Origin of the sequence: Neobacillus sp. B4I6 (genome assembly GCF_050434045.1) — a bacterium.
Lineage (GTDB): Bacteria > Bacillota > Bacilli > Bacillales > Cytobacillaceae > Neobacillus.
Genome location: NZ_JBNPWB010000002.1, coordinates 2,103,238 through 2,115,014, shown reverse-complemented (window position 1 = coordinate 2,115,014; position 11,777 = coordinate 2,103,238). Strand labels below are relative to the sequence as shown.

The 11,777-nt window shown below is 42.5% G+C and carries 10 protein-coding genes; 9 read left to right on the top strand and 1 reads right to left on the bottom strand.

Translation table 11 applies throughout. The features are described 5' to 3' along the window. Positions 1–6 precede the first annotated feature (6 nt). The gene (locus tag QF028_RS12495) at positions 7–1,017 is read right to left on the bottom strand and encodes a LacI family DNA-binding transcriptional regulator (RefSeq protein ID WP_429465821.1); all 1,011 of its coding nucleotides are present in this window, start codon (positions 1,015–1,017) and stop codon (positions 7–9) included. 224 nt (positions 1,018–1,241) lie between these two features. Between QF028_RS12495 and QF028_RS12490 the strand changes: the two genes are divergently transcribed. The 9 genes from QF028_RS12490 to QF028_RS12450 all read left to right on the top strand — a co-directional run bounded on the left by QF028_RS12490 (position 1,242) and on the right by QF028_RS12450 (position 11,675). After that, positions 1,242–2,075, top strand: a complete 834-nt coding sequence (locus QF028_RS12490) for an amidohydrolase family protein (protein ID WP_429465819.1) — start codon at positions 1,242–1,244, stop codon at positions 2,073–2,075. A gap of 17 nt (positions 2,076–2,092) precedes the next feature. Then, on the top strand, positions 2,093–2,893 hold the full coding sequence (locus tag QF028_RS12485) for an SDR family NAD(P)-dependent oxidoreductase (protein ID WP_429465817.1): 801 nt from the start codon (positions 2,093–2,095) through the stop codon (positions 2,891–2,893). Positions 2,894–2,920: 27 nt separating this feature from the next. Beyond that, positions 2,921–3,256, top strand: a complete 336-nt coding sequence (locus QF028_RS12480) for a UxaA family hydrolase (RefSeq protein WP_429465815.1) — start codon at positions 2,921–2,923, stop codon at positions 3,254–3,256. Beyond that, positions 3,253–4,413, top strand: coding sequence for a UxaA family hydrolase (locus QF028_RS12475; RefSeq protein ID WP_429465813.1), 1,161 nt, complete (start codon positions 3,253–3,255; stop codon positions 4,411–4,413). The genes QF028_RS12480 and QF028_RS12475 overlap by 4 nt, the downstream gene beginning before the upstream one ends. Before the next feature lie 45 nt (positions 4,414–4,458). Continuing rightward, complete coding sequence (locus QF028_RS12470) at positions 4,459–5,232, top strand: SDR family NAD(P)-dependent oxidoreductase (protein ID WP_429465811.1); 774 nt, start codon at positions 4,459–4,461, stop codon at positions 5,230–5,232. Between the two features lie 27 nt (positions 5,233–5,259). Then, positions 5,260–6,159 (top strand): fumarylacetoacetate hydrolase family protein, encoded by a 900-nt coding sequence (locus QF028_RS12465; RefSeq protein ID WP_429465809.1) that lies wholly within the window; start codon positions 5,260–5,262, stop codon positions 6,157–6,159. Positions 6,160–6,192: 33 nt separating this feature from the next. Beyond that, positions 6,193–7,470 carry an alpha-L-fucosidase gene (locus QF028_RS12460; RefSeq protein WP_429465807.1) on the top strand — a complete coding sequence of 426 codons (1,278 nt, stop codon included), beginning with the start codon at positions 6,193–6,195 and terminating at the stop codon, positions 7,468–7,470. A 47-nt stretch (positions 7,471–7,517) separates the two neighbouring features. After that, positions 7,518–8,447 carry a N(4)-(beta-N-acetylglucosaminyl)-L-asparaginase gene (locus QF028_RS12455; protein ID WP_429465805.1) on the top strand — a complete coding sequence of 310 codons (930 nt, stop codon included), beginning with the start codon at positions 7,518–7,520 and terminating at the stop codon, positions 8,445–8,447. 105 nt (positions 8,448–8,552) lie between these two features. After that, positions 8,553–11,675: an alpha-mannosidase gene (locus QF028_RS12450; protein WP_429465803.1), complete on the top strand. Its 3,123-nt coding sequence runs from the start codon at positions 8,553–8,555 to the stop codon at positions 11,673–11,675. The last annotated feature ends 102 nt before the right edge of the window (positions 11,676–11,777 follow it).

Below are 11,777 nucleotides of genomic sequence, written 5' to 3'. Positions count from 1 at the left end.
TTAGTTTTATTTTTTTAACGAAGAACTTCGAATGATGATTTCTGGTGGTAGAATGACCTTTTGCTTTTCCGCCGGGCCATTGCCTTCAATTCGTTCAATTAATAACTGAATTCCCATATACCCGAAATTGTATGCCGGCTGTGCAGCAATCGTTAGAAATGGATTGAAATCCGGAATCGGATCAGGATCATCGAAACAAACAACCGCCATGTCTTCAGGTACCCGGACATTTAATTGGCGCAGGCTTTTAATCGTGTTAATCGCAATAAAGTTGTTCGCTGCAAAAATCGCTGTCGGCCTTCTGGACTCCGGCAGGGAGATAAGATTTTTAACGAATTTATAGGAATCATTCTGCGTATAGGAAATATTGGCGGCAAGTTTTTTGTCTGCTTCGATGCCGGCTAAGCGCAATATTTCAAAATACGCTTTTTCCCTTTCACGTGCTGTTGAAACATTAGTCGGACCATTGATGAGCGCAATTTTTGAATGGCCCTGCCCAATTAAATGTTCTAACAGCTGTCTCGTCCCCTGGTAACTGTCACCCATGACTAAGTCACAGTCAATTCCCTTTACATGCCGGTCGATTAATACGAACGGTATTCTATTTTTTATCAGGGTTTTAAGATTTTTTTGTGATTCATCCCCGGATGGTGCCATGAGTACGCCGTCAACGCCTGATGAAATAAGCATATCAACATATTCAGATTCTTTTTCGAAGCTTTCATCACTATTGCTTAAAAGTAAACGATACCCCATTTGCTTTGCTTTATCCTCAGCACCGCGGGCAACTTTTGTATAAAAAGGGTTGGTTATATCCGTTATTACCAATGACAATATTTTTGATTGTTTAAGCGTTAAGCTCCTTGCAGCATTATTAGGGATATAATTTAGCTCCTCAATAATCTTTTCAACTTTCTCTCTTGTTTTTTCACTAATTTTCCCTGAATTATTCACTACTCTTGAAACGGTCATAGGAGAGACATTTGCTTTTTTTGCTATGTCGTAAATAGTGGCCATATCATTTCTCCTTCTAAAAATATTCCTTACTATAAATATATGGCATTCCTTGATTGACAGCAACCCCCTTCCGTGATATTTTTATGTTATGGGTAACATTTATAATTTTCTAACAACAAAGTGACAGAGTTTAGGTTAAATGACAAAATTATCCATTACCGATTACACTCAACTACCCACTCCCAGGGCAAAATGGGGCGTGGCTGCTGAAAGGGATTAAAGCTATGAGAATTGATTCCCACCAACATTTTTGGAAGTTAGCTCGGGGTGATTATGATTGGTTGACTCCTGAATTTTCGATATTATATCAGGATTATTTACCAGAGGATTTGTCCCAACATTTACAGCCATTTCGCATTGATAAGACCATTCTGGTTCAAGCGGCACCTACCATAGCAGAAACGGAGTTTTTACTGGAATTGTATGAACAGAATGAGTTTATAGCCGGTGTGGTTGGCTGGCTGGACATGGAATCTCCAAGTTTTGCAAGCGAATACAGGAGGCTTAGAAGTCATAAGGGATTCGTTGGGATCAGGCCGATGTTACAGGATTTAGAGGATGACAAATGGATCCTTAGAAAAAGTGTCTTAAAGAATATCGAACTACTTGTTGAAGATGACTTTCCAATCGATATATTAATTTATCCGCACCATCTTCCTACCATCATTCAGCTATTAGAAATTTTTCCAAGTTTACGGGCTGTTATTGATCATTTGGGAAAGCCAAGGATAGCCGAGCAAATCATCAAGCCGTGGAAGGAGCAAATCTCCGAAATTGCCAGTTACAAAAATGTCATGTGCAAGCTGTCAGGAATGGTGACAGAAGCGGGTCAAGAAATCCAGACATCGGAAATTGAGCCTTATGTCCAACATGTCATCAATGTCTTCGGGCCCCATTCCGTGATGTTTGGGAGTGATTGGCCTGTTTGTCTCTTAATAGCAAGCTATCAGGATGTAGTTGAACTATTGCTTTCCACATTTCCGGACCATTTAACGGATAGCGATAAGGCAGCAATTTTTGGAGGAAATGCCATTAGGTTTTATAAACTAAATTTATAAATTGGAGGAGGAATGACATGAGATTACATAATAAAACAGCCATCATTACCGGGAGTGGCAGTGGAATTGGGAAAGCTGCTGCTGAGGTTTTTGCATCTGAAGGAGCGAAAATTGCTCTGGTTGATATTAATAAGGAAAAACTTAATGAGACTGTTCAGGAATTACAGCAACAGGGCTGTGAAGCAATCGGGATTTGCTGCGATCTTTCCAATGAAGACCAAGTAAAAGATTTGATCACTTCTGTGATTCAAAGATTTGGTGGAATTGATATTTTATTCAACAATGCCGGTACCATATTACCGAAGAAGATTGAAGAAATTCAGGAGCATGAATGGAATAGGCTTTTTGATGTGAATGTAAAAAGTATGTTTCTTACCATTAAATATGGATTAGAACATTTAAAGGCGAGCAAAGGCAGCATCGTAAATATGGGTTCCATGACAGGGGTTGTCGGTCAGCAATTTAATCCGGCCTATTCTGCAACTAAGGGTGCCGTTATTGCCTTAACTAAAGCACTGGCGATTGACCTTGCACCGCTTGGAATTAGAGTTAATTCGATTAGTCCCGCGGGTGTCAAAACACCTTTGCTTTCGGATTGGCTACAAAAACAGGAAAATCCGGAGCAGGCAAGTCTGGCCCAGGACCGTTCCCATTTATTAGGGAGAACAGCAACCTCAAAAGAAATTGCCAATGTTGCGTTGTTTCTGGCAAGTGATGATTCCTCCTTTGTAACCGGTGAAAATATTGTCGTGGATGGCGGCGCCACCATTGGGTATGCAGCTGGACCTAAGCCAGAATGGGATCGTGCAGTAGTTTAATAAAATGATAGGAAAGAGGGGTAAATCATGGCGGCATATGACTTCAATTCTGAAATGTCGAGTATTGTTTTGAATAGAAAAGACACTGTAGCGACACTGCTCCGTGATGTGATAGCAGGCGAAAATATTACCTACACATTTGAAGGGAAACCACAGACATTAGTGGTAAAAAGTGATATTCGCTTTGGACATAAAGTGGCATTATACCCGATTCCAAAAGGGGAACGAATCCTGAAGTACGGGGAATCAATTGGCGCTGCCACGGAGTTTATTGATAGTGGTGAACATGTGCATGTTCATAATATCGAAGGCATTCGCGGCCGGGGGGATGCTCATATACAAAAAGAGGTGAAGAATTCATGACCATCATAAAGGGGTATAAAAGACCAGACGGCAGGGTAGGGATTCGAAATCATGTGCTGCTAATGCCAACTGTTATTTGTTCTAATCAAGTGGTGAACCGAATTCAACAGCAGGTGGCTGGAACCGTTGCGATTCCCCACCAGCATGGCTGCAGCCAGGTGGGAAAAGACAAGGAAAGAACACATCAAGTATTAGTCGGTATGGGGAAAAACCCCAATGTCGGTGCCGTATTAATCATCAGTCTTGGCTGCGAGGTTATGAATGCTGAACAAATCCGTAATGAAATCATGGAAACAGGCAAACCGGTGATCTGGCTTGATATCCAAGATGAAGGCGGGACGATTAAGACGATCCAAAAAGGAATCGAAGCGGCTAAGGAAATGGTTAAACAAGTTCAGGATGTACAAAGAGTAGATATTGACCTGTCTGAATTGATAGTCGGGGTGAAATGCGGGGGATCGGATGCAACGTCGGGCTTATGCAGTAACCCGGCACTGGGAAAGGCGTCTGACTTACTTGTTGCTGAAAATGGCACAATTGTAATGGGAGAAACAACAGAAATCATCGGGGCGGAACATATTTTAGCGGAAAAAGCGGTATCGGCCGAAGTGAATCATAAACTTTACAACTTTATTAGAAATTTTGAAATGGAAATTGACCGTATGGGAGTAGACATGCGCGGCGGGAATCCAAGTCCAGGCAATATTGACGGCGGATTGTCGACCATTGAAGAGAAATCCTTAGGTTGTATTAGTAAAGCAGGCTCTTCATCGCTGCAAGGCGTTGTCGAGTATGCAGAACCGATAAAAGGAAAAGGCTTTTATTTCATGGACTCTCCCGGAAATGATATTGAATGTGTTTCCGGCATGGCTGCTGCGGGAGTACATCTTGTATGTTTTACGACAGGAGTTGGAACTCCAACCGGAAATCCAATTATTCCTGTCATCAAGATTACTGGGAACGAACGAACAGCCAAACGCATGGAGGACAATATTGATATTGATAATAGCGCGGTCTTGCAAGGGAAAGAAACGCTCGAACAAGCAGGAAAGAGGATTTTTGATGAAATTGTCAGTGTAGCTTCTGGCAGCCTAACGAAGGCAGAAGTTTTAGGCCATCAAGAATTTAGCATCAATAGAATCGGAATAAGTTTATAAGAAAATACAGGTTGCAGATTCTTTTTTATGAAAGGAATAAAGGTAATGAGATTAAAGGATAAAGTTGCGTTAATTACTGGTGCAGGGTCAGGAATCGGAAAGTGCACGGCCATTCAGTTTGCTAAAGAAGGAGCAATGGTTGTTATCAATGATTTAAATTCGGAAAAAGGAAATGAGACTGTTCAGGAAATCATTCAATCAGGTGGAGATGCGATTTTTATTCAGGCTGATGTAACAGACCCGGAATCTGTCCGCGGCATGATTGAACAAATCATAGAGAAATTTTCACGAATTGACGTTCTCTTTAATAATGCAGGGATCAGCGGGGTAGGACGTTTACATGAAATTGAACCCGAGATGTGGGATAAGGTCATCAATGTGAACATTAAAGGGGTATATCTGCCAAGCAAGTATACGATTCCGTATATGATGGAGCAAAGAAGCGGTTCGATTATTAATATGTCATCCTGTATTGCCGAAATCGGGCTTTTAAACAGGGCATCCTATGCGGCCACGAAAGGAGCTGTACTTGCCCTGACAAAATCGATGCAGGTTGATTATGCGCCGTACAATATCCGTGTAAATGCCTTACTTCCAGGGACGATTTTGACACCATTTGTAGAAAACTATTTAAAAACCTCCTATGATGATCCGGAGGAAGCTATCAAGACAATTAAAACAAGACAATTAAGCGGTGACCTTGGCAGGCCGGAAGATGTGGCACAGGCAGCCTTGTTCTTAGCATCCGATGAGTCGAAATTTATGATGGGTTCGCCTCTTTATATTGACGGCGGGGTCGTATTTGGGAAAAATGCTTGATTTTATTATTGAAATGGAGGAAGTACATTGAAATTCTTAACTCTTGAAAAAGAAGGACGAAAAACATTAGGGGTCAAAACCGAAGCGGGTATTATTGATGTTGAAGCAGCTTTGAACGGCGGGAATGATGAAAAGATCCCCACAACCATTACAGAGGTTATTGAGTATGGGGTAGAAGCAGTGGAAAAAGTTAGGGATTTTATTAACCAGCTGGATACAACGGACAATCCTCCTTATTTAGTGAATGAGAAAAATTGTACATATGGGCCTTGTGTCGTTCAGCCGAATAAAATCATCTGTGTCGGCTTAAATTACCGCAAGCATGCAGATGAAACGAACGCACCGTATCCACAGGTACCGATTCTCTTTAATAAATTTAATAACACCTTAACGGGCCATAAGCGGGATATTGCAGTTCCAAACGTAACCGAGAAACTTGATTATGAAGTAGAATTAGGGGTTGTGATTGGCAAAAAGGCAAAATATGTATTAAAAGCGGAAGCACTCGATTATGTGTTTGGCTATTGTACAGTAAATGATTTATCGGCACGGGATCTTCAGTTAAAAACACCTCAATGGCTATTAGGGAAAACATGTGATGATTTCAGTCCTGTCGGTCCCTATCTTGTGACGGCAGATGAGGTAGGGGATCCGCAAAAATTAAATTTAAAGACCATTGTCAATGGCGAAGTACGGCAAAATTCAAATACAGAGGATATGATTTTTTCCGTTGCGGAAATTGTCAGCTATATCTCCCAGCATATGACATTGGTTCCCGGTGACCTGATTTTAACAGGGACCCCAGAAGGCGTTGTTTTAGGAAGACCTGAAGCTGAGCAGGTTTATCTTCAAGCCGGCGACGTGGTAACTGTTGAAATTGAAAATTTAGGCGCATTAACGAATACCTTTGTTAAAGAAACGATTTAAATAAAAATTGACCTAAAAGAGGGAGTGTAAGAAATGAAGACAAGAGAAGAGCGTGTGAAGTGGTTTATGGAGGACCGCTTCGGCTTATTTATCCATTGGGGACTTTATTCCATCCCTGCTAGAGGAGAATGGGTACGAAGTTTTGAACGTTTAAGTGTTGAAGACTATCAGCCTTTTTTTGAGGAATTTAATCCAACCAGTTATAACCCGCGGGAATGGGCAAAAGCAGCTAGGGCTGCAGGACAGAAATATGTTGTCCTTACAGCGAAACACCATGACGGTTTCTGCTTGTTTGATAGTCAGCTGACTGACTACAAAGCAACCAATACACCAGCCGGGCGCGACCTTATTAAGGAATATGTTGAGGCTTTCAGCGAGGAAGGAATAAAGGTCGGACTCTACTATTCTATCATTGATTGGCATCATCCGGATTTCCCTAAATACGGGGACCGCCAGCACCCAATGCGGGACAACGAGGAATATAAGGATGAAGTGACCGATTTTTCACGTTATGTGAATTATTTTCACGGGCAAGTGAAGGAGCTTTTAACCAATTACGGCAAGATTGATATTCTCTGGTTTGACTTTTCTTATGACGACATGACCGGAGAGAAATGGGAAGCAACGAAACTAGTGGAAATGATTCGTTCCATCCAGCCTGATGTCCTGATTGATAATCGTCTTGGCGGCAATATAAAGCTCGCTGAACCGGAAGTTTATGCCGGTGATTTTTACTCACCTGAACAGATTATTCCAGTCGGCGGCATTGTGAATGGAAACGGGGAGCCGATTCCATGGGAGGCGTGCATTACTTTAAATGATCATTGGGGCTATCATTCGAAGGATTTAAACTATAAATCTCCGAAGCAGGTTATTCGCACATTAGTGGAATGTGTCAGCAAGGGCGGGAATTTGCTGCTAAATGTGGGTCCGAATGCGAAGGGAGTTATTCCAGAGCAGTCCTTGGCCATTTTGGATGAAGTCGGGAAGTGGCTTGAGAAAAACGGCGACAGCATCTATGGCTGTACGGCAACATCCATGGCGAAGCCGGAGTGGGGACGTTATACGCAAAAAGGCCGCTTTTTATATGCGCATGTGTTTGACCGCGGCATTGGGCCGATTTACTTCCAAGGCTTAAAGGGCCGAATTAAAAAGGCTCGTCTGCTTTCGGATGGCAGCGAATTGAAGGTAGAAGTTCCGTGGATGGCTGAGCAGTATTCTGATATTGAGAGCGGAGCCTTTATCCATTTGGCAGGGGCAGCGCTGCCGGATGAAATGGATACGGTGATTGAATTAGAATTAATTGATTAATTGGTTTTTTATACTTACAAGCAATTGTTTAGAAGGCGGGATAGTGAATGAAATGGGGAATTATTGCAACCTGGGCTATGGCGTATGAAGGAATAAGCAAGGCAGCAAAGGAATTAGCGGAAGATTCGATTGCCGGAGATGCTTTGGAGCACTCCATAAAAATCGTTGAGGACAATCCTCTTTATCGTTCGGTAGGCTATGGCGGCCTGCCAAATGAGCAAGGGATTGTCGAATTGGATGCCGCCTTTATGGACGGGGATCAGTTCAATATTGGCGCGGTTGCCGGAATACAAGATGTGAAAAATCCAATCTCTGTTGCACGAAAACTTAGTAATCACCAGTTTAACCGTTTCCTCGTGGGGCAGGGAGCTACCGCTTTTGCGCAAAAGAACGGGTTTGAACGAATGAATATGCTGACAGATGAATCTCGAACTATTTGGGAAAAACGGGTAGAAGAGATGAAAACGAAGGACTTAAGCCCTTATGATGGTCATGATACTGTCGGCGTTGTTTGTTTGGATCACAGGAAGTCGATGGCAGCAGGCACCTCTAGTTCAGGATTGTTTATGAAAAAGCAAGGCCGGGTGGGCGATTCGCCATTGTCCGGTTCAGGCTTTTATGTTGATAGTGAAATTGGCGGAGCTACTGCCACCGGTCTTGGTGAGGATTTGATGAAAGGCTGTCTTAGTTACGAAATCGTCCAATTAATGGGCGAGGGTCTTTCCCCTCAGGAGGCGGCAAATAAGGCACTTTATGATTTCGAGGAGAAATTAATAAGAAGAAAAGGCAAGGCTGGTGCCATGTCGTTGATTTGTATGAATAACGAAGGTCAGTGGGGTGTGGCAACAAATGTAGAATTTCCGTTTGTTGTTGCAACTGAGGAGGAGGAGCCGACCGTTTATATCGCTAATAAAGGCGAAGGCTATTCCACGATTATTGATAAGGCAACCAAGGAACAGATCGAGAAGTGTGAGTAAAAGCTTCTGTTATATCTCTATTAAATCGTTGAAGCATGGCAGATATTGGGAATATTTGCCGTGCTTTTTTTAAAGTTTGAGAGCTAATGCCTGGAGGGATACAGTTTGCAGAGAATCCAACGATTGATTCAGTATTTACTAAATCACCGAGTCTTAAAGTCTATTCAAATCCCCGATTGGAGTGCAAAACGCGGTTTTTACGTGGAGCCAATAAAGTATGAATTTGAATCTGGAGAAACCACCCTTGTTAATGAAGGGGACTGGTTAATCCATTCAGGAACCACGATGTTTTTGGAAAAAGAAGTGTCTATACCACAAGAATGGAGAAATCGGCCATTTGGATTAACCTTTTTAGTTGGAGCAAAGGGACGCCCAACCAACCATGAGGGATTAGTTTCTTTAGATGGACAGGCCTATCATGGAATTGACCGGAACCGAAGTTATGTGCCTTTTCCAGAGCATGTACGGGGAAAGGAAAAGATTCATATAAAGATTGAATTATTTAATCCTGCTGCCCAATCAATCGATGAGTTAAATTTTCAAAATGAACCAGCAGAATTTGACCCGCCTCCCCTTACCTTTCTAAAAGGGAGTTTAGAACTGCCGAATACAGCTGTACAAAGTCTTTTGGCAACCGTGAAATGTTACTATGAAGCAGCCAGGCTGCTGCCGGAGGATGACTTAGAAAAATATAAGATTATTGAAGAATTGACCGAGGTGCATCACAAGATTCTTTTTGAAAAACCGGAGGCTTTAACAGATCAATCATGGGTTGCTGAGATAGAAGACGACTTAAAGACAAAGCTAACAGATTTAGCGGGAAGTTCGCTGGGACAAATAGTAATGGTCGGCCAGTCCCATATTGATTTAGCTTGGCTTTGGCCGATGAAGGAAGCTGTTCGCAAGTGTAGCCGCACCTTTTCAACAATGAGCACGCTGCTTGATGAAAACCCGAACTTTACCTATGCTCAGAGCCAGCCGCAAGCTTACGCTTTTGTAAATGAGCATTACCCTGAAATCTACCAGAGGGTTAAAAAACATATTGCTGACGGCCGTTGGGAAGTAGTCGGAGGCATGTGGGTGGAACCTGATTTAAATATGCCATCTGGTGAATCATTGGTACGCCAGCTCTTATATGGCATGAAATTTTATAAGGCCGAATTCGGTCTTCAACCAAGAATTGAGTGGCTTCCGGATACGTTTGGGTATTGCGCCTCTCTGCCGCAATTGTTAAAGAAAGCCGGATTGGATTACTTCATGACAACGAAAATGAATTGGAATGATACGAATCCATTTCCTTATGATTTATTTTACTGGGAAGGCATTGACGGGACACGAGTTCTATCTTATTTGAATCATGGACTCAATGAATATACTCATCCGAAAGAAATTAGGAATCACTGGGATAGTTTTAAGCAAAAGAAGGATTATCCAAAACAAATGCTGCTATATGGACATGGGGATGGCGGCGGCGGCGTCACACAGGAAATGATTGACTATGTAGATCGTTCTGCTTCCCTCCCCGGTCTGCCGACCGTTATAAATAGTACAGCACACGAATTCTTTGATGGCATTGGCGAAGCTGATCCCCATTTGCCTACATGGGTCGGGGATATGTATTTAGAGCTTCATCGGGGAACTTATACGACACATGCTAGGAATAAGAAATGGAATCGGAAAGCGGAAGTCCTGTACCGGGAGGCAGAAATTTGGAGCAGTATCGCTTCAACCTTCGCAGGCGCAAACCTTCCTCAGTCATTGGAAGAAGGGTGGAAATTACTTCTTTTAAACCAATTTCATGATATTATTCCGGGGTCTTCTATCCCCGAAGTGTATGTAAAGTCTGAATCCGATTACAATGAAATTTTTAAATTTGGTGAAAATGTGAAACAGGATGCCTTACGTTCTCTGGAAAAGCAGGTTGTCACGGAAGGTGATGGGGATCCGATTATCCTATTTAATAGTTTATCCTGGAAGCGGTCTGAAACGGTTAGGATTGTTGGCGGGGCTGAATTAGCAGGAAAGGCAGCTGTGAATCAGAATGGTGACATCCTTCCAACGGATATCCTTCCAATGGAAAATGGTCAACTAGAATTATCTGTTTATGTTCCCAATATTCCAGAAATGGGATACACGACAGTATGGTTAAAAGATATGGGGAAACAGCCTATCCAAAATCTAGAGGAAATCAATGGCGAGTGGGAAACAGCGTTTTATTTAGTGGAATGGAATAAAAAAGGGGAAATTTCCCGCTTGTATGACAAATGGGCCCGTCGTGATGTCTTGTGTAATGGTGCGGCTGCCAATCAGTTTCAACTATTCCATGACCGCCCGCTTTATTGGGATGCATGGGATATTGACCCTAAATTTGAAGACCAGCCTGCTGAAACGGTAGTCCTTTTAGAGCAAGGTATTCTAAAAGGAGACACAAAGGACGTGATTCGTTTTAAATGGCAGCTCTCAGAATCCGTTATCGAACAAGAAATGATTCTATACCATCACAGTAAACGAATCGATTTCCAAACGAAAGTCGATTGGCAGGAGCAGCATAAATTATTAAAAGTTGCCTTCCCTGTCGATGTAATAAGTAATAAAGCGACGTTTGAAATTCCATTCGGATCGGTGGAGAGAGCAACCCACACCAATACTAGTTGGGAAAAGGCGCAGTTTGAGGTTTGCGGTCACCGCTTTGCTGACCTATCGGAAGCGGGCTATGGTGTTAGTTTGTTAAATGATTGTAAGTATGGATATGACGTGAAAAAAAACGTACTGCGGCTCTCTTTGTTACGGGCACCGAAATGGCCAGATCCAGGGGCGGACTTGGGGCATCATGAATTTACCTACTCTCTTTTACCACATGAAGGTGACTTCCGGGAGGCGGAAGTGGTGAAGCGGGGGTATGAGTTAAATCACCCTGTTGTTATTGTAAGCGCTTCTTCCCATCAAGGGAATCTTCCAAGTTCAAATTCCTTTATCGAGACAAGGTCTAAACATGTCATTCTTGATACCGTGAAAATCTCAGAGGATGGCACGGGGCTCACGCTTAGAATGTATGAAACAGGCGGCGGCAGAGAAGAAATGCAGCTAAAATTGGCTAAGCTAGTTCATTCTGCAGATGAAACGAATCTGTTAGAGGAGAGACAGGCGGTTGTTCCAGTCCAAGGGAACAAACTATGCGCCGCTCTTAAGCCATTTGAAGTGAAAACAATTTTAGTAACCATCCAATAACGATTGACATAGATACGTTGTTTCAGCTGCCCCGTAAGTCGTTACGGTTGAAAAACTAATTTACCTGGGGCAGCACTCTGTTTTTAATCAAAAAATGACTAT

Coding starts and splice junctions, on each gene's coding strand:
- QF028_RS12475 (WP_429465813.1), top strand. CDS start 3,253: ATGACCATCATAAAGGGGTATAAAAGACCAGACGGCAGGGTAGGGATT.
- QF028_RS12470 (WP_429465811.1), top strand. CDS start 4,459: ATGAGATTAAAGGATAAAGTTGCGTTAATTACTGGTGCAGGGTCAGGA.
- QF028_RS12480 (WP_429465815.1), top strand. CDS start 2,921: ATGGCGGCATATGACTTCAATTCTGAAATGTCGAGTATTGTTTTGAAT.
- QF028_RS12485 (WP_429465817.1), top strand. CDS start 2,093: ATGAGATTACATAATAAAACAGCCATCATTACCGGGAGTGGCAGTGGA.
- QF028_RS12460 (WP_429465807.1), top strand. CDS start 6,193: ATGAAGACAAGAGAAGAGCGTGTGAAGTGGTTTATGGAGGACCGCTTC.
- QF028_RS12495 (WP_429465821.1), bottom strand. CDS start 1,017: ATGGCCACTATTTACGACATAGCAAAAAAAGCAAATGTCTCTCCTATG.
- QF028_RS12490 (WP_429465819.1), top strand. CDS start 1,242: ATGAGAATTGATTCCCACCAACATTTTTGGAAGTTAGCTCGGGGTGAT.
- QF028_RS12455 (WP_429465805.1), top strand. CDS start 7,518: ATGAAATGGGGAATTATTGCAACCTGGGCTATGGCGTATGAAGGAATA.